Annotated in this window: 17 protein-coding genes; 2 read left to right on the top strand and 15 right to left on the bottom strand. The window is 43.7% G+C overall.

What is annotated here, in order from left to right:
- Positions 1-13: 13 nt before the first annotated feature.
- The 6 genes from HNR50_RS14040 to HNR50_RS14065 form a co-directional block, all read right to left on the bottom strand.
- A complete protein-coding gene (locus HNR50_RS14040; protein ID WP_184747402.1) occupies positions 14-1,540 on the bottom strand; it encodes a sulfatase family protein in 1,527 nt (508 codons plus the stop codon).
- Positions 1,541-1,547: 7 nt separating this feature from the next.
- On the bottom strand, positions 1,548-2,288 hold the full coding sequence (locus HNR50_RS14045; RefSeq protein WP_184747403.1) for an ABC transporter ATP-binding protein: 741 nt from the start codon (positions 2,286-2,288) through the stop codon (positions 1,548-1,550).
- Positions 2,281-3,057, bottom strand: a complete 777-nt coding sequence (locus tag HNR50_RS14050; protein WP_184747404.1) for an ABC transporter ATP-binding protein — start codon at positions 3,055-3,057, stop codon at positions 2,281-2,283. The genes HNR50_RS14045 and HNR50_RS14050 overlap by 8 nt, the downstream gene beginning before the upstream one ends.
- Positions 3,036-3,830, bottom strand: coding sequence for an ABC transporter permease (locus tag HNR50_RS14055; protein ID WP_184747405.1), 795 nt, complete (start codon positions 3,828-3,830; stop codon positions 3,036-3,038). The genes HNR50_RS14050 and HNR50_RS14055 overlap by 22 nt, the downstream gene beginning before the upstream one ends.
- On the bottom strand, positions 3,827-4,600 hold the full coding sequence (locus HNR50_RS14060) for an ABC transporter permease (RefSeq protein ID WP_221439885.1): 774 nt from the start codon (positions 4,598-4,600) through the stop codon (positions 3,827-3,829). The genes HNR50_RS14055 and HNR50_RS14060 overlap by 4 nt, the downstream gene beginning before the upstream one ends.
- A gap of 67 nt (positions 4,601-4,667) precedes the next feature.
- Positions 4,668-5,711 carry an ABC transporter substrate-binding protein gene (locus HNR50_RS14065; protein WP_184747406.1) on the bottom strand — a complete coding sequence of 348 codons (1,044 nt, stop codon included), beginning with the start codon at positions 5,709-5,711 and terminating at the stop codon, positions 4,668-4,670.
- A gap of 238 nt (positions 5,712-5,949) precedes the next feature.
- Between HNR50_RS14065 and HNR50_RS14070 the strand changes: the two genes are divergently transcribed.
- Complete coding sequence (locus HNR50_RS14070; RefSeq protein WP_184747407.1) at positions 5,950-7,713, top strand: histidine kinase; 1,764 nt, start codon at positions 5,950-5,952, stop codon at positions 7,711-7,713.
- Complete coding sequence (locus HNR50_RS14075; RefSeq protein WP_184747408.1) at positions 7,694-9,166, top strand: response regulator; 1,473 nt, start codon at positions 7,694-7,696, stop codon at positions 9,164-9,166. Before HNR50_RS14070 ends, HNR50_RS14075 begins: the two co-directional genes overlap by 20 nt.
- A gap of 472 nt (positions 9,167-9,638) precedes the next feature.
- On the opposite strand, the gene HNR50_RS22190 is transcribed toward HNR50_RS14075, so the two are convergent.
- The 9 genes from HNR50_RS22190 to HNR50_RS14120 form a co-directional block, all read right to left on the bottom strand.
- Positions 9,639-10,640: a ferritin family protein gene (locus HNR50_RS22190; protein WP_221439886.1), complete on the bottom strand. Its 1,002-nt coding sequence runs from the start codon at positions 10,638-10,640 to the stop codon at positions 9,639-9,641.
- Between the two features lies 1 nt (position 10,641).
- A complete protein-coding gene (locus HNR50_RS22845; RefSeq protein ID WP_184747409.1) occupies positions 10,642-11,316 on the bottom strand; it encodes a rubredoxin in 675 nt (224 codons plus the stop codon).
- A 143-nt stretch (positions 11,317-11,459) separates the two neighbouring features.
- Positions 11,460-11,867 carry a YbaN family protein gene (locus tag HNR50_RS14090; protein WP_184747410.1) on the bottom strand — a complete coding sequence of 136 codons (408 nt, stop codon included), beginning with the start codon at positions 11,865-11,867 and terminating at the stop codon, positions 11,460-11,462.
- 222 nt (positions 11,868-12,089) lie between these two features.
- Complete coding sequence (locus tag HNR50_RS14095; RefSeq protein ID WP_184747411.1) at positions 12,090-12,728, bottom strand: class I SAM-dependent methyltransferase; 639 nt, start codon at positions 12,726-12,728, stop codon at positions 12,090-12,092.
- Complete coding sequence (locus HNR50_RS14100) at positions 12,721-13,560, bottom strand: MerR family transcriptional regulator (RefSeq protein ID WP_184747412.1); 840 nt, start codon at positions 13,558-13,560, stop codon at positions 12,721-12,723. The genes HNR50_RS14095 and HNR50_RS14100 overlap by 8 nt, the downstream gene beginning before the upstream one ends.
- 15 nt (positions 13,561-13,575) lie before the next feature.
- On the bottom strand, positions 13,576-14,901 hold the full coding sequence (locus HNR50_RS14105; RefSeq protein ID WP_184747413.1) for an MATE family efflux transporter: 1,326 nt from the start codon (positions 14,899-14,901) through the stop codon (positions 13,576-13,578).
- Positions 14,902-15,337: 436 nt separating this feature from the next.
- On the bottom strand, positions 15,338-16,072 hold the full coding sequence (locus tag HNR50_RS14110; protein WP_184747414.1) for a hypothetical protein: 735 nt from the start codon (positions 16,070-16,072) through the stop codon (positions 15,338-15,340).
- On the bottom strand, positions 16,072-17,262 hold the full coding sequence (locus HNR50_RS22750) for a DUF438 domain-containing protein (RefSeq protein WP_184747415.1): 1,191 nt from the start codon (positions 17,260-17,262) through the stop codon (positions 16,072-16,074). Before HNR50_RS22750 ends, HNR50_RS14110 begins: the two co-directional genes overlap by 1 nt.
- A 12-nt stretch (positions 17,263-17,274) precedes the next feature.
- On the bottom strand, positions 17,275-18,009 hold the full coding sequence (locus HNR50_RS14120; RefSeq protein WP_184747416.1) for a class I SAM-dependent methyltransferase: 735 nt from the start codon (positions 18,007-18,009) through the stop codon (positions 17,275-17,277).
- Positions 18,010-18,037: the final 28 nt, after the last annotated feature.

The raw sequence follows: 18,037 nt of genomic DNA on the forward strand, positions 1-18,037 counted from the left end.
CAAAAGATAATAATTATTCCGTCGTATTAGGCAGCGATTCGCTGATAAAATTATTCCCCGAAGGAACAATAAACTCGGTTATACCTTTGGAAAAAGCAAACTGATGCAATCTGCCAAGAGGTCTTGCCTCAAAAGGGAGTCCTTTCATTCGTCCCTGATCAACCATGCAATTCAAGTCTCTTTCTACAAGGCATTTTTCGACAGCTTTACTCCTGAGAGCATTTAATATTTCACTATCTTCTCCAGCCAGATTCGTCATCTCATCGGGATCGCTTTCCAAATCGAACAACTGCTCCCGCCCGCCGTTCGCCATGTATATATACTTCCAGTTCTTATGACGAACCATCAGTTTAAACTGCCTTGCTCCCGGTCTGCCGTGAAAGGCATAAAGGACGTCCCGCTTATCATCAAGGATATCGATACCATCACGGGTTTCCATGGCTCCTCCAACCTTCGTCGCAAGACCAAAAAGATCAGTCAGACTCACCAGATCATCACATTGACTATTGCCTTTCAGCCTTCCCGGGTAACTGAGAAGAAAGGGAATCTTTACAGAGGCTTCGTAGAAACACTCTTTCTGCCAGGCATGGTGATCGCCCAGCATATCCCCGTGATCGGTGAAGAAACATATAAGCGTATCGTCGGCATCGGGTCTCTTTTCCACTTCATCGAGTATCCGTCCGATGCAATCATCGATATAGGAGATCTCCCCGTAATATCGTGTTTTAAGGTTTCTCGCCCAGGCATCATTGATTTCGTCGGCATAGACGATGTAGTTCATCCAGGGAATCTGCTCATCCAGATGATCGTCCTCCAACCGGCCCTTTACGGGATTGCTCATGCCGTCAGGATCGTACATCCTGTTGTAGGGAATGGGCGGCGCACAGGGCGGATGAGGCCCGATAAAAGAGACAAGTCCGAAGTAGGGTCGATCATCCTCCACCTTTAACTGCTCAATCGTTTTATCTGCCACAAAGCCTTCGACGGTCAAATGGGCGGGCAAAGAGCTCAGCTGAGGTGCGTAATACATATTGGTTCTCTCCCCGTGGAGCTGTTCCAGATAGTTGAATTCAGGATGCTCTTCCGTGAGAAACCGGGCAAACCCGTCACGGTCTCTCAGTTCGTGGTCGTCCCACATCTCCTCCGTGTGAATATGGGTCTCATAACCCAGGACCTCATATTGATCGGGGTAAGTATGAAACTTTCCGATTCCGAAAGTCCTGTATCCCAATCGGGACATGGTTCTGGGTAGAAATTCTCCCGTCCAGTCTTCCATTGCATAAACTTCATGCCCGGAAGTATTGCGCGGCAGCTCATTGCTGTAGCATCCGGTTGTGAAGGAATCCCGTCCTGTCCTGATAGAGTATCTGGCGGGAATGCAGACGGGACAGGGCGAATAGGCGTTGGAGTAGCTCACACCCCGCTCGACAAGCCGATCCAGATTGGGTGTTCTGATAGTAGAATTACCCAGTGCCGCTATGGCATCATATCGGAACTGGTCGCACATTATATATAAAATATTGGGCTTCTTATCACTCATAACCTGTTTACCACCATTTTATCAGTTCTGTGACCTTGTTTCTCAATTCGACGAAATCGGGACTGGAGACTTTTCTCGGCCTTGGGAGGTCATTGATCAATTCGGTTTTAACTTTGGTCGGCTTATTGGTCATGACCAGTATGCGGTCGCTGAGGTATACGGCTTCTTCGATATTGTGGGTGATAAAAACAATAGTTGTTTTAGTCTGTTCCCAGAGTTTGAGAAGCTCATCTTCCAGCTTGTACTTCAGATTCAAATCAAGCTGCCCGTAGGGTTCATCCATAAGAAGCAGATCCGGCTTCGTAGCAAATGCACGGGCGATAACAACGCGCTGAAGCATACTGGCCGACAGTTCGCCGGGATAATATTTCCTGTGCTTCTCGAGGTTTACCATGGCGATAGCCTCTTCGACCCGCTCCTCAATGAGATCTTTTTTCATGCCTTTGATTTTCAATCCGTAAGCAATATTCTGTTCTACATTCAGCCAGGGAAAGGTAGAGTATTCCTGGAGGATATAAGCCAGATCGTGTTTTCGGGGATCCACGTTCTCCCCATCCAGCTTGATAGAGCCGCTGTTGATATCAATGATTCTGGTCAAGCTGTTCAAAAATGTCGTTTTCCCACAGCCGGTAGGTCCGACTATAACGAGAAATTCGCTTTCCTTCACATTAAAAGATATATTGTCGAGAACAAGCAGGTCCCCGAAACTTTTTGTCAGGTTCTGAACCTGAACTTTTTCCTTAAGCATTGGTTACCCCCTCCCTCAGCTCAACAAGAGCACTTATTTCCTCCCGCAATGCCAGGAATTCCGGGGAAACCAGATCTCTGGGGCGGGGAAGATCGATTTTATATTCTTTCATAATGGAAGCTGGACATTCGGTCATAATAATAATTCGGTCGGCCAGATAGAGAGCTTCTTCGATATTATTCGTAACGAAGACAACAGTTCTCTTCTCTTTCTCCCAGATCTTTTCGACTTCTTCCTCCATCATGTACCGCGTTTGCGCATCGAGATGACCGAAGGGTTCGTCCATGAGGATGATCTCCGGATCGTCGCAGTAGGCACGGGCGATGCCGACCCTCTGCTGCATACCGCCGGAAAGCATGGAGGGAAAGTGTTTCTCAAATCCCTTAAGACCTACCAGGTCGATATAATACTGGGCTTTTTCCCTCCTCTTCTTTTTGGAGATCCCTCTTGCTTTCGGTCCGAATTCCACGTTGCCCATAACGGAAAGCCAGGGAAACAGAGCGGTTGTCTGGTAGACCATACCGATCCTCGAATCAAAGCCTTTCATCGGTTTTCCTTCGAGTGAAATCGTACCTTTGGAGATGGATTCCAGGCCAGCCAGCATTTTTAGCATGGTGGTTTTGCCGCATTGTCCGGCACCGAATAAAACCACAAATTCATTTTCCTGAATATCAATAGTCACATCATCAATGATCAGAGCCTCTCCCGTTTCGGTCTGGAAGGACTTGGATATATTTTTAAGTTCGATTATCGGCTTCGTACGGTCCATCTGCACAGCCTCCTTTCTGTCGCTCTCAATAGGGAAGCGAGAATAAGCCCCACTCCTCCGATCGAAATCATACCTATTACATTATTTTCTATTCGCCCGGTCTGCATTCCCGCGAGAATCAACCAGCCGGCTCCTTCCCTCGCGGTAATCATTTCAGCGGCCAGAACGGCCATCCAGCTTGTGGAAAGTGATGTCTGAAGACCTGTAAAAATGTAGGGGATGCTGTAAGGAAGGACGATTTTACCGAAGATCTGGTTTTCCTTCGCCCCGAGGACTTTCGCCACACCGATGAGATCTTTGCTCACATGATGGGCACCGTCCATGGTATTCATAACCATCTGGGAGAATCCTCCCATAAAAATGATGAAATAAATGGTAGGCTCACCTATTCCAATCCATAGAATAGCCAGGGGAATCCAGGCGATTCCGGGAATGGGCCGGATGATACTGAAAATGGGATATATAATGGCATGGGCCATTTTCCAGTGCCCCATGGCCATACCGATAATTATCCCCGCAACTGAAGAGAGGATATAACCGACCAGAACCCTTTTCAGGCTGACGGCTATATGTCCCAGAAGAGTGTATTTTCCAATAGGATTAACAAAAGCCGCCAGAAAAGCCTTCAAAGAGAACACCGGAGTGGGGAATATTTTCCCGAAGTTGGTGTAGATACAGGCGAGGTGCCACATAAAAAGAAACACGAGGATTCCCAGAAAGCCGTAAACCCAGGCTTCCCGTGAGTTTTTAGTCAAAGTTAATCTGGCCGTCATTTCCTTCCCCCTTTAACGAGCTTCTTCTCAAGAAAGGTCAATCCTTCCATCATGATGGCTCCGAAAACGCCGATGACCAGAACGCCGACAAAGACCACATCGATCCGCCCCACAAGCCGGGCTGTCTGGATCATATATCCCAGCCCTCTGGTCGAAGCCAGCAGTTCCGCCGCTACGAGAGACACCCAGGAACCGTTGAGAGCGACTCTGGCTCCTGTAAAAATCATGGGAGCCGCAGAGGGAATCGCTACAGAAAACAGAACCTGCCTGTTAGAAGCTCCGAACGTCGAAGCCACCCATTTATGCACATCTTTGGTCTGCTTGATTCCGCTGTATGAGTTGATGACAGCAGGAATAAATGAAGCGATAAAGATTACTGATACTTTGGACATGATTCCGATACCAAAGAAAGTGATCATTATGGGAACCCAGCCCACGGGGGGGATTGGTTTGATCAGGTCGAAGAGCGGTCTGAAAAACTTGTCGAACTTATCGAACCATGCCATTCCGATCCCCAGGGGAACACCGATGACAATTCCGAAGCCGAACCCGATTAAAGCTTCTTTCAAACTCGTCCAGATGTGAATTCCCAGCACATTCCCATCAGGGTTTTTATTAAACAGCTTATAAACGAACGTATCGAAAAGCTTTACGGGAGTGGGAAGCTTCCTGGCTGAGATTATTCCTGCTGTGGAAATGAGTTGCCACAGAAATATAAAGGTCAGTAAGGAAGCTATTGAAATCAATATATACTTGGTTTTATCTTTCAATTTTTTTTCCTTGAGATAGGGGGGCCGATAACAGCCCCCAATAAAATGTGATATAAAAGTTTAATTATTACTGAGCGTTCAGGACTTCTTTCCAGAGATCGTCAACGACATTTTTCTTGAACATATCAGCCTGAGCGGGTTCGATGTTCCCGATGTAGGCATAGAAGTCGGCGATAGCAGATTCAGGTTTACCATATTCCATGGATTTCTGAGTCTCGGGTGTGATGAGGATTCTCAGCTCAGCTTCCTGTTTTGCAGCCTGAAGGTTCCCTTCCCGACCATTTTCCTCATACCATTTAACCAGCATTTTCGCTTTGAGATCGTGGTCAGCTTCAAGCTCCTCAGCCGCTCTGTATACAAGACCCATATATTTTTTAAGAGCTTCTCTTTTATTCTCATAGGCATCGTTGGAAACGATCAGATCCCCGGTAGACATTACGAAATCGGAAAGTGTGGCAATGGGTTTCCATCCGTATTTGTCTTCAACTGTCAGAGACCATGGTGTGGGGAATGCCGCGATGTCACCTTCCCCTGTTGCGAAAACCTGCTCTCCTGTCTGGTAATCCATGGGAACGGTATTCACATCGTCAATGGAAACACCGGTTCTTTCAAGATATTCGATAACCAGCTGATGCAGAGATGTTCCCGGAGCATAGATGATTGTTTTTCCCGTAACAGTGTCGGGGCTTCCGTAAACTTCAGGATATGTGGGGTTGAAACCTTTTGCCGAAAGAATATCGCTGTCTGCTCTTACGAAAAGAGTGTCGCCTCTGGTCTCTTCATAGTTACCAACCAGTTTCGCATTGTTATTGATAACACCGAAAACGTAAGCAGCACCCTGGAACCCGAGATCCCAGAGACCGGCCGCCAAGGCTTCGTTCGCCGTCGAACCGTTGGAGTATACCTGAAGATCGATATCGAGACCGGCTTCCTCAGCCCATCCTTTATCTCTGATGTACATAGCCACAACACCGTTAAAATAGGGTTGAACCATAACACCCAGCTTGGCCATACCATCCTGACTTCCCGCTTCGTTCCCTTCCTGGGCTCCACCTGCAAAAAGAGATGTAAACATTGTCATTGTCAGCAAGATCACTAAAAACTTTTTCATTTCGATTCTCCTTAATGTGTTTTAACCATTATCTCTCCGGTTTTTCCGGGAGGCATATGGTCAAAGAAGACCTCTTTTTGCTTATTTCAGTATACAGGTGAAAAGTGAATTTTCATGCTGGTAAATTTCCGGTGCTGATTTATAACTTATCCGTATATGAAAGAGGAATATCTTTGCAAAAGAATTAAGGATTCAAGTTCAAGCTTGCCCTTTCAATCAACAGTGGTAGAATTGACCTGTGAAGTTGAAGCTCCATACAATTTTATCTGTTTTTATCTCATTGATCCTATTGTGCATTATTCCCGGGGTAGGTCTTCTCTCCCTGAATTTGTTCAAGACCAGAACCATACAGAGCTATGCCGACAGCCGCCGGGACACTCTTCTTCAGATAAGCGACAGCGTCAGCGAACACTGCCAGAAAATAGAGCGGTTATCCCTGTCCTATTCGTCCCTAGACTATATAAAAGAGATGGCGGAACTGCCCCCCGGCAGTATCGACCAGGATGATTTCAGGGCGAACATAGACCGCATAAAAAGAGAAAACGACGAATCTTTCTTCTTTCCTGAAATTGAATATGAAATACAGATCCTCTTCATGAACGGTTTATCCTATTCTTCCGATCCCGCGCACCTGGAAACTCTGCTCAAGCTGACGGAGACGCTATGGTTTTATGAAGCGGTTAAGTATCAGAAAGATTTCCTGTGGCAGTCCAATATCCTGTTTAAAGTAGATGAGAAGAAAACAAATGTTATCTCTCTGGTCACTTTTATCAGGGATTCGGAGGGAAAAACACTGGGCGCCATATTAATGAATCTCGATGAGCGGGAACTCTACCGGATTTATTCCCAGATCATAGGGTTTCAGAGCACCATCTACCTTGTTGACAATAAAGGGCAGATAGCCTCCCACCCGACTCTTTCCATGGTGGGACGATTTTTCTATGACATGAAAATCTTCGACTCTTTTTTTGAGGAGAGGGATTGGGCCCAGATAGTGAAGCTTGGTAATGAATACTTGTTTTCAAGATACAGATCTCCGGAGAACCCGTGGATAGTCGTCGAAGAGATACCCATAGCCGTTATTACCGATCCTCTTCAGGAAATTGCCAACTCCATAAATTTTCTGACGGTCATACTTCTTTCCCTTTCGATCATAGTGGCTATTTTCTTTTCTAAAAGAATAGCGCTCCCATTTGAAAAACTGTCCACGACCATGGAAAAGGCGGGAAAAGGAGATTTGACCACCCGGTTCGAGAAGTCCGGATATGAGGAATCGATAAAAATGGCGGAGAACAGCCAGAATTTTATAGATCGCATAAAATCGCTGATTGATGAGATCAAGGTGATCGAACAGCAGAAACAGAACAGTGAGCTTGAATTTCTTCAGATGCAGATCAATCCCCATTTCATATACAACACATTGTTTTCCATACGATGCATGGTGGATATGGGCGATAACGGCAAAGCCGGGGAAATGCTGGATCGCTTTACCAATTTGCTTCAGAAGGTGCTTCGATTGAACTCTCCCATGATATCGATAATGGACAATATCGACTATCTGGAGGATTACAGCTTTATCCTCTCACAGAGATTCGGAGCCCTGTCCCTGAAATACAAAGTCGATGAAGGAATCGGAAATGAGAAGATCCTGAAGTTTATCCTTCAGCCTCTTGTCGAAAACAGCGTATTCCACGGTTTCGCCGACGGTTTCGCCGAAGACTCTTTTATCGGCATCTCATTCGAAAGAAAAAACCGTGATTATATACACATTGCGGTTGAGGATAACGGGTGCGGAATGTCTGCAGAACAGATTGAAAGGATCTTCGGTTCCCCGAAGGAAGATAAGAATAATCACATAGGGCTGCTCAATGTATTTATGAAATTGCAGCTCTACTATGATGGAAAAGCCTCACTGGATATTGATTCAGAAGTAGGCAGAGGCACTTCTGTGCACATTACCGTCCCGAGAAGAGGGGAGGAATATGAAAATTCTGCTGGTTGATGACGAAAGGATGATTAAGGAATGGCTGGAATACACCATTTCCAGTCTGCCTTTTCACATATCCCTAATTGACTCGGCTTCCAATGGGCTGGAAGCGTTGGAAAAGTTAAGTCAGGAAAACTATGATCTCATATTCGTAGACATGACCATGCCGAAGATGAATGGCATCGAGTTTTTAAAGAAGATCAATCAGGATGCCATTGACGCGATGCTTATAGTCCTGAGCAGTCACGATGACTTTCAATTCGCACGGGAAGCTCTGAAATACAATATCAGAGAATACATTTTGAAAAACGAATGCTCCAGGGAGAAATTATCGGAAATTCTCTATTCATGCCAGGAAAAAATATCCAATAAGCAAATCGATTCAACCATGACTCAGGAATTCATGGAAAGGGTTATAAAAGATAATATCCCGGAAAAAGGGATCGATATTATCAAAAAAAACTTCGCGAGACTGTCGGGAAAACTATTCTTCATTGCAGCTGTAAAGATGGAAAAGAAAGAAATAAAACCAGGATACACCTCGCAGTTTTTCAAACTAAAGTATGAAGGAATGATCGGATCTATCGAAGAGCTCTCCTTTTATGCCTTCAGCATTGAAGCGATGGGGAATCAGCACACCTATAACTTTGAATACTCCTCTTATCTTTATGAAGTACTGGGGAGCCAAGTTTCATGCGGAAAGATCTGCAGGGATGTGGACGAGATCCTTTCCCAATGCCGGAATTGCTGGATAGGCTTCCAATCTCTCTTTTACAGCGGGGAATCTCATTGTTCAGGAATGCACCGGTTCAGAAAATATGAAACAGCGGAAATAGATTCCCTTTGCGAAAAAACGATTTCCCGAATCCGCAGCTTTTCCAGGGAACAGACTCTGCAGCACCTCAGGGAAATCAATGAATACTTTCATACCGCAACCCCTACAGATGTGGAATCCCTTATGAATATCTATCTTCTCCTGCTCAATTCCTATTTTATTTACAACTATGCCAAATCGAAGGAAGTTATCAACAAACTGAACATAATAAGAGCCAGTATCAGCGGTTTTGAGACTTTCAGCGAACTTTCGGAGTGGGCCCTTAAGGCAATAGACGATAAAAACGATCTTATTAATAGCAATAAATACTCAACTCCCGTCAAGGAAGCCATTGGATTTATAGAATCGAACTACGACAAAATCATAAGCGTCCCGGATATAGCAGAATACGTGAATATGAGCCACGATTACTTTTCCCGGCTTTTCAAAAAAGAGGTGGGAGAAACCTTGAACTCATTTCTGATCAATTACAGGCTGGATAAAGCGTCCATAATCATACTGTCGAGCGACCTGTCCATACAGGAAGTCGCCCGGAAAGTGGGAATAGAAAACGGCGGATATTTTTCCAAGTGCTTTAAAAAGAAGTTCCAGATGCAGCCAATACAGTTCAGAATTCAGGCAAAGAATGTTTAAAAATCATTGAACATTCAAGAAGGTTTTATTTTGTTTGCAAATCAGAACCGAGTTTAGCATCCATCCCTGGATTATAACTTGTAGACAACTTGTTGACAGTTATATTGAATCATTTACCCTGACTACCCCAGAAAACAACTCCAGAACCCGATTAAAATGGCTAATCAGGGCTCATATACCTATATAACCCAAAAACCAGATCCCATCGCCGGTAAAATAAGGGTAGTGACTCGAAGAGTTGCTACCCTTATTTTTTCTGATATGCAGGGACTTGATCGGTAGTGAGCGCCGAGCCAGCGAGGTGAGGTTCCGAAACTTTCAATGCAGTTTTTATTATAATCTTCATGACTCCCTTGACCATTCAGAAATCAATACGACTGGAATTGAGGCAGAGATCCCTTACCTGAATTATAAATAAAAAAGGCCGACTCACGATTTATGAGCCAGCCAGATATTACAAAGCTGCAAAGATTTAATATTTTATGAATTTCTCCCCGGAGACACCGCAAATAGGGCATTTCCCGGGAACAACTTTTTCGATATTTCCGCAAACGGGACACAGATAATAAAAGACCTCTTCCTGGTTATCCAGAGTATCCATGGCCTCCTGATATAAACCGGCATGAACCTCTTCCGCTTTCATTGCGAAAGTAAAGGTTCTGACCGCGGCATTGTTTCCTTCAGCCTCCGCCTGCTCTACAAAAGGAGGATACATCTCTTTATATTCGTGAGTTTCTCCTTCCACTCCGGATTTCAGGTTTTCAATGGTGGAACCTATTTTCCCGGCTACTTCAAAATGCTTGAGTGCGTGAATGGTCTCAGCATCGGCGGCCGCTCTGAATAATTTCGCTGCGTTTAAATGCCCTTCCTGCTCTGCCTTTCTGGAAAAAGCAAGGTACTTTCTGTTTGCCTGAGCCTCTCCGGCAAAAGCTTCCAATAAATTATCTGTGGTTTTAGACATGGTCTTCTCCTTCATGGATGCATTAATTTTCCTGAGTTTCTGAATCAGTTTTTCAGCGGCTGCTGCAGGAAAGTCTTCAGAAGTCTCTGATTCCACTAAAGAATTTAATAGTTTAAGGACTTCTCCGCTCTGGGGGAGCATAAAACCGGCTTCTCTCAGCAGATCTTCAGCCATAATCCGGTTTGACATACCGATAGCTTTGGCCAGTTGTTTTGCCCGGGGTGTTTCCGCTGCCTCTTCAATCTCATAAGCGGCAATTTCCTGCTCTGTCTTGCTTTTCGAAAGAATTCCCAGAGCCTTTTTCACATCACCGGACGTCTCCTGCTGAGCGGGATACTCCTCGGGAACTAAGGAAATGGCATGGGAAGGACAGGCATCAACGCACAAACGGCATCCACTTAAACACTTTTGGGCATCAATCTGACCTGTTTCTGTATCCGTCGCACCTGTAGGGCAGACATAAAGACACAGGCAGTCTTTCGTACATAACCGGATATTTCTCACTGCATGCATATCAAGCGCTCCTTCCGACCTGAGTCATTTTCATGCCGGGGACTTTACAGACCGGACAGATCTCCGGTTTCTCATCTCCTACATAAATAAATCCACAGATATCACAGACATAGACATTTTTCTCTTTCAGAAAATCGGCTTTACCGGATTCGACCTTATTCAGAAGGGACCTGATCATCAGGGAAACCTTTTCTGCCCATTTCAAAGCCCGCAGAGCCCCGCGGTCATGTTGCCCGGCCGCGACATCATTAGCCATTGCGAAATGAGTGGAGAGATCATTTTGAAGAAGACTTTTCAGGCTCTCAAAGTCCGGTTTGTTTATTTTTTCTGACTTCAAATTGTAATAAGCCGCCAACTCTTTATACAGATCAGCCATTTCCGAATCATATTGTTTTTCACAGCCCTTTGCCAGATTTGAAAAGAGGGCTGACAATTCTGCTGCTGTATAACTTATATCTTCGGGTAAAGAAGCATGGCTGTCTGATGTTGATGAGACCGCCGGTTTAGCCTTCTCGTTTTCATTTTCATTAAATTCAGCTTTAGAAGCTCCGCAAAGAGGGCAGACAAATGAAGATGGAACATCCGCCCAGACTGTTCCCGGAGGTATATTTCCTTCAGGATAACCGGATGCTTCATCATAGATATAACCGCAGACTGAACAGATATATTTCTTCATAAATCCATGAGACTCCTTATTATGATCATATAATGAAAGTATAACCTATATATTTAGCATATGCTTATAAATATTTATGAATTAACATGATTGGCATTCCTGGCCAGAATGATTCTGAAGAGAATATTTATCCTGTGTGATAACTAGGAATTTCCCGGTTCACCTTTCTTCATTTCGCTCTTCATTTCATCTGTTAACGTTCTATAGTGCATGAGATAAACTGTCACGCCGATACCAATGCAGAACAACAGAACCCTCAACCAGAGGAAACTGATAAAGAAAAAAATCGTTGATAACATGACAATCCACAAAGCTGAGACGGATACAATTTTTGCTCTCAACGAAATAGCCTTATATTGAATAAAAGAACGAATATAAAGTCCGAGAAACCTATGATGAATCAACCACAAATAAAGCTTTTTTGAGCTCCTGACATAACATGCGGCTGACAGGAGAAGAAAAGGAGTCGTCGGCAACACCGGTAAAAAGATACCGGCAATTCCGAGAGAGAGTGAAATATTTCCAACTGTCATTAATAGTATTTTTTTCATCACCTTTCCTGATTGAAGGATCAAGCCGAATCAAAATGAATCAGTTTTATCATCCTTCCATCTTCCAATCTTATTCATGGATATTACCATAAGGCTCCGCATCGATTATATATGCATTTACAAAGCCGATATCCTTTGCCATTTGAACCCTTTAATTTAAACTATCAGAAATCTATGATTGATCTGTTTCCCAGCCATCCGGGTATCGATAAACGGACAAAGCTATGTCCAGGGATTTCGATACCGGAAAATGTAGGCATAGGCTTTCTTTGTAAAATTCTCTCCTATAAGCTTCTGTTTTACCTTCTCACGATCGATAGATGTTCCATCTCGTTTTTGAAAGAACTGATCAAGACTCATTTGAGAGATAGTAAAGTCATCTCCCCGCCGATTTACGACAGCCTCAAGCTTATAGTCTGTATCGACATAGGCAATGCTGGCGTCGCCATGACTGTTGTTGCAGACAAGAATCCCTCCGTCTTTTAAATACCTCTTACAGTCCTGAGAAATGAGTCCTGCATAAAATGAGAACATTATATCAAAACTTTTATCGGGGACATTCAGGGGGTGCGAGAAATCAGCTTGTATTCCATGGAACTTAACGGCCCCCTGATAGTTTTTGTTCTGTTCCAGAAATGCCAGAACATGGGGATCCCGGAAAAACCGGGCAATTCTTTTATCAGAATCGACATATGTCATATCCGGGATGTAGAAAGAGGGGGTAATGTGTGTGAAGCTTCCGGGATATATCCCTTTCCCCGGCTTATATTTATCGGCAAGTTTTTTAAACAGCGTTCTTCGTTCATCCTGTTTATCGATGAAATACCGCTTATAGAGTTCCGGAATTACTGACTCACTCATCTTTGCCCCCTTTTCTCCTAACCTTTACCTGAAGTTCATATATGTTCATACTCTCATCGAGAATAATCGAAAGCTCGGGGTGCTCAATCTCAAGCACAGTGTCGCCGATCCTCTCAAATTGATTTTCTTCAAGGTAAGTTTCGATATCACGGTGAAGCTCTCTTAATTCCAACTGCCCCCCGTCCCTGTAGATATAAAAAACGGAGAGATAATCCCCTGCGGGAAATTGTAGAATATTATCACTGTCCCGGTTATGTGGCCCTGACATTTCCATACCCTGCCGGCTGTCCATCTGAACCGGATCAGCGAGATTATCGAAGGGATAGATCAATATGAATGTTCGCTCAGAATACATCCCCTTCTCTATGAGGGAACTGCACAGATCATAGTATTTTTTCATGGAGGGAACAGCATCTGGTTCGGGAACATCAATAAGGTAATAGCTTCTTTCGTCGAAATGGCCGATACTGTAGGACCGCATAAATGAACGGTCCTTAAGGAGATAGATCAGTTGTTCTGTTTCCCTCAGCAGCCGCAGTTGCCGATCCAGCTTTTCTTTCAAAATAGTGTGATGTTCCGAAAGCAATGAGGTAAAATCCTCAGGGGAAACATCGCCGCTCTCCAGGGCCTTTATTTGACCGAGGGGTATTTCCATTTCCCTCAGATAGAAAATCTGCCGCAATTTCCGGATTTCCTTAAAATCATAGTAACGGTAGTTCTGCGCATCCACCTGCGGTTCTATTAAGCCCAGATTTTCATAATGACGCAGGGTTTCTTTAGTTGTATTGAATATCTTTATTACTTCACTTTTAATCAGCTTTGTCCGTTTCATAATGTCCCCTTCTTTCTAATCTAGTATTTTAATCCTGGAGAAATCCTGCTTTTTCATAAATATGTATAGCAATATGATCAATATGATATCCGAAGCAGCTAAGCCTAGGGCTACTCCCGGAGCGAAATAGTTTTTTACAAAGAAGATGGTAAACAAAGGAATGAGGATGAGTGTTCTGATAATGGAGATTGCTGCCGATTCCAGAGGTCTATTTATAGCTGTATAAAAGATAGTCGCCTGAAGAGGCAGATTTGATAATAGAGTCGCTCCTCCGATGGTCAGGTAGAAAAAACGGCCGTACTCCAGCAGAATATCTCCCTGAAGGAATAGCTTCAGTATCGGCACAATAATCGGTAGGATAAGAGTGTATGCAGCAATGCCGTAGAGAGTCGTCTTTTTAATGGAGTACCGGAGGACATTTTTCAGACTCCGGAAATCGCCTTCGCCGGTCATGCGGGAGAGCACGGGCTGCAGCCCCATAGTTGCCCCCATATATATGCTGTAAAAGAGCGTCACGATGATATTAATAGTGGCGAAAGCTTTGAAGTGTTCTTCTGAAAGATAAAGGATGAAGGCCCTGTTAACAATATATACCATCAAGGACTCGACTATCATCATTGAAAAATCACTCAATCCGTTGTAAAGGATTCTCAAAGTGCTTTTCAACTGGATTTCAGGCTTTCTCAATTTCAGGATACGCGCTTTTTTCAGAAAGTAGTACGCTCCTGATGACAGTTCCAGAGCGGAACTGATGACAGTAGCCCATGCAAGCCCCCCGACTCCTGCATCAAGAATAGCCACTGCGGTAAAGTTGAGCAGCAGATTGGAAACGGAGCCGACCATATTAACAGTAAAACTGTACTTTGGGCTTTCGTCGTTCAAAATCAGGACATCAAGTCCTCTTGAAAGCAGCATAATGGGAAATGAAAGGGCCAGGACCTGTAAATAGGATTTCGCCATGGGAAAGAAGCTGCCTGAAGCGCCGAGCAACCGGGCTATCTCTCCGGGAAACAGCAGGGGCGGCATCATCAGCAGTATTCCGAGGGCTGCCATAAGAATTAATGTTCCGCTGGCAAGCCGCCCTGCTCTCGCACTTTCCCCTCTACCGATAAGCAGCCCGATGTAGGCACCCAAACCTCCTATGAAAAGAGACGCTAAAGCCGCTGTGAAGAATAAAAGAGGGCTGATCAGGGTTGTTGCAGCCAAAGCGCCTGCACCGATAAAAATTCCTGCGATGAATCTGTCTGCGGTATACATGATTTGTGACAAAATCGATCTGACAATCATGGGATTAGCATATTTTTTGAAATAGACTTTATGCATGTCCGGTGTATGCTGCATATTTACTCCTTAATACCAACATAAGGAGTGTTGTTACAACACAGTCAAGTAAAGAACTAGAATTTCAGTTTCAATTTGAAAAAATATAGAAGATTTACTTTGATATGGAATAGTATTATCAGGACCATATCAGAGAGAAACAGAACAAGGATAAAATATCTGCTCCATCTATTGGAAAGGATTTCAGGAGATTTATTCTTATATTTTGCAGTTTATGGTTAATGGTCAATACAATAAAACAGCAAGTGCAAGGATTTCGATTGCCCACCTGATTATAAAACATGTTTATTCTTTCATTCGGGCCTCTGCTTTTCCGGTTAAGCCATTTTGAGTTCAAAAACAGTGACATCTGGCACATTTTATATAATTTTCCCGAAGCTTACTCATCTCAACTGACAGAAACCCGGCCGTTTCCGTCCCGTTATTCTTCATCACTTTAGAAATTCTCCGGGACCGTTCCAAATGACTCGACATCGAGTAACAATCTTCTCTGAATGTCTTCAGATAAGTATTGAAATGCGACGGGATAGAGTATTCTATCCTCCCGGAAAACCAGAGATCCCAACAGATAATACATTTGACCATATGCTTTGTTAAACCGGTTAAAATCCCAATCCTTCCCGTATAGCATATCCAGACTGTCTTTTAGCCTGGGCCAGATAGTGTCTTCCAGATGCCACATTAATTGGATGCACCTGGTTGGAGCCCCTTCAGCTTCCAAAGCGGAGAAAACTCCATATTGCAATTTCAGGTAATGCTTTTTTATAGTTTCAATTTTTTCCAGCTCTGTTGCGAATAGTTTTTTCATCTCCTGTCTGCTTTCTCTCAGACCCGGTAAAGCTGAAAGGTAGTTTTTTTTCAGATTGCTCAATAGAGCCTCGATAGCTCGATTCTCCCTATCCAGAATATAAAAGATGGAGTCAGCAGGATATTCCGGTTTTATCTGATTATCCAATCCGAAAGCCGCAGCTCTGATACATTTGGCAACCGTATTCTCTATTTCTTCAACATCTTTATACCGGATTATGAGATTTTCAATAGCAATATTGACTTCCTGAGCGGAACAGCTCTTCAGCTCCTCTTCAAACACGGCAAAAAGAGATTTATCCAGCTTACCTTTATGGAGAATCTGTATATATTCAACCAATGCAATAGTGTTATATGGATCCATTACCAGTCCAATAACCGGCGTTCGCCTTCAAGTGCCCGAATCCCGGAAACTTCCTGACTGACTTCAATTATCCCTCTGTATTGACCCAGTTCATCAAAAATCGGGAAATACCGGATATGAATAAACATTCCATTCATCTTAATCCAGAATTCTGCCTGATCTTTTTCTCCTTTTTTAAGGGCTTCAACAATCTTCTCAACCACATGGACACTTTTGGGAGGATGACAATTAGCCACTTCCCGCCCGATGATGCCGGGACTTCTGGGGAAGATTCTCTCCTTGCCTTCTGAGTAATAAGCGACTTTGTCATTCTCATCCACATATGTCATATCAAAGGGGAGATTTTTAAGCAGGAGGTTTATCTGGGCTGCTGACAATGCTCCTGTATCAAGTGAAATCTTATCATCTCCGTTCCGCAGTTCTTCAGAGACTTGAACAGGAGCCGATTCTGAGACTGTGCTGCCGACAATATTGGCATCCCAGAGATTTCCCGGTTCGATCCAGCAGTAACCAATGGCTGATTCGCCTTTTCTTATGGCAGACCATGCCTGAGGAGGCAGTTTTCTGATTGAGGTTGGGAAAAGGATTTTCTCTTCCATAAAAACCATATTTCTTAGAGCCTTGATGAGAGAGCTTGTCTCTTTCTTAACAGCAGAGTGGTCTCCCTTATTATAGTCTTCTTCAATTTTTCTGAATAAAGCTCTTATTTCATCATGTTTGCCCCACATAACCTTCGAAGGGCCAGTAAAACCGACCGTTTCCAGGAAAGGAAAAAGCTGATTCTCCTTTCTGACATAATGAAGCTCTATCAACTTTACATCTTTTAACTTTGACAGAAAATCAGATTTTATTGATTGTTTCAGGCCTCTTAATCTCTTCTTCAGTTCTTTATTCTCAAGCCGGTAAGTGTGGACAGGATGACCGGGAAGAACTTTGGATTTCCCCTGTTTTTTAAGGGCATCGTCGAAAACCTGGACATGAATATCACAGAGCTTCTGCACATGCTCGACAGGAACACCTTCATTTATGAGAGATTGCTCTACACTGGCTATCTCTTCAGGACTGATATGGCGAATCAGTTTATCAAACCGCTTTTTCACTTTACGGATATCAGAGCCTTCATTGAGGTCCCGCACAATGTCTCTGAGCTTTTCCTCTTTGATTTTATTATTTCCTATAGCTTCTCCCACGGATATCCTCCTTTATTTCTCTAATACTAAAAGATGAAAGAAATCTGATTTTTCACATTCTTTCCCGTCATAACCACCGAATATATGTGTATTTACAAAACCGATATCCTTTGCCATTTGAGCTATCCTGCTGCTTGAGAAAAGATTGTGCCGGTGTAAATCCGTACCGGTCTCCCCGGTAGATTTATCTTTAACATAGGTTTTAAATCCCAATTCACCTGGATCCTCCAGGGAGACATATTCTCTTTTGAATTCAATATTTCCGGTCTCAGCTCTCGGGAATGTAAATCCGGGGACTATCACCGGATTACTGTAATTCAGAATTTGGATTATCAGTGACCCCTGTTTTTTTAGAGCCTTCTTTGCAGAACAAAGAAATTCATTCAATTCAGGCTCACCATCGAGATAAACAATTGTATTGCCCAGGCAGCTGACCAAATCAAATCGGTCCGGAGCTGAATCGGATAAAAACCGGAGCATTTCCGCTTGTTCGAAATGAATGGTTATATCAGATTCTGGAGGGGACTGAGCCTTTGCCTCCTCAATCATAAAAGGATCGAGGTCAATACCAGTTATCTTTCTTGAAGCTGAGGATAATTGACAGGCGAATTCTCCACTGGCGCACCCGATATCAAGGATTCGCTGGAGCTCTCCCTCTTTCAGGAAATTTTCAATAAAATCCACCTTCTCCCGGGATGAGGGGAAAATATCTTTATACTCTGCTGCCAATTTTTCATATAATCTCATGCTTTAAATATATGGGAGGGTTCTGTTC

Origin of the sequence: Spirochaeta isovalerica, from assembly GCF_014207565.1 — a bacterium.
In the GTDB taxonomy this organism is placed as follows: Bacteria; Spirochaetota; Spirochaetia; order DSM-2461; family DSM-2461; genus Spirochaeta_F; species Spirochaeta_F isovalerica.

Coding starts and splice junctions, on each gene's coding strand:
- HNR50_RS14040 (WP_184747402.1), bottom strand. CDS start 1,540: ATGAGTGATAAGAAGCCCAATATTTTATATATAATGTGCGACCAGTTC.
- HNR50_RS14045 (WP_184747403.1), bottom strand. CDS start 2,288: ATGCTTAAGGAAAAAGTTCAGGTTCAGAACCTGACAAAAAGTTTCGGG.
- HNR50_RS14050 (WP_184747404.1), bottom strand. CDS start 3,057: ATGGACCGTACGAAGCCGATAATCGAACTTAAAAATATATCCAAGTCC.
- HNR50_RS14055 (WP_184747405.1), bottom strand. CDS start 3,830: ATGACGGCCAGATTAACTTTGACTAAAAACTCACGGGAAGCCTGGGTT.
- HNR50_RS14065 (WP_184747406.1), bottom strand. CDS start 5,711: ATGAAAAAGTTTTTAGTGATCTTGCTGACAATGACAATGTTTACATCT.
- HNR50_RS14075 (WP_184747408.1), top strand. CDS start 7,694: ATGAAAATTCTGCTGGTTGATGACGAAAGGATGATTAAGGAATGGCTG.
- HNR50_RS22190 (WP_221439886.1), bottom strand. CDS start 10,640: ATGCATGCAGTGAGAAATATCCGGTTATGTACGAAAGACTGCCTGTGT.
- HNR50_RS22845 (WP_184747409.1), bottom strand. CDS start 11,316: ATGAAGAAATATATCTGTTCAGTCTGCGGTTATATCTATGATGAAGCA.
- HNR50_RS14090 (WP_184747410.1), bottom strand. CDS start 11,867: ATGAAAAAAATACTATTAATGACAGTTGGAAATATTTCACTCTCTCTC.
- HNR50_RS14095 (WP_184747411.1), bottom strand. CDS start 12,728: ATGAGTGAGTCAGTAATTCCGGAACTCTATAAGCGGTATTTCATCGAT.
- HNR50_RS14100 (WP_184747412.1), bottom strand. CDS start 13,560: ATGAAACGGACAAAGCTGATTAAAAGTGAAGTAATAAAGATATTCAAT.
- HNR50_RS14105 (WP_184747413.1), bottom strand. CDS start 14,901: ATGCAGCATACACCGGACATGCATAAAGTCTATTTCAAAAAATATGCT.
- HNR50_RS14110 (WP_184747414.1), bottom strand. CDS start 16,072: ATGGATCCATATAACACTATTGCATTGGTTGAATATATACAGATTCTC.
- HNR50_RS14120 (WP_184747416.1), bottom strand. CDS start 18,009: ATGAGATTATATGAAAAATTGGCAGCAGAGTATAAAGATATTTTCCCC.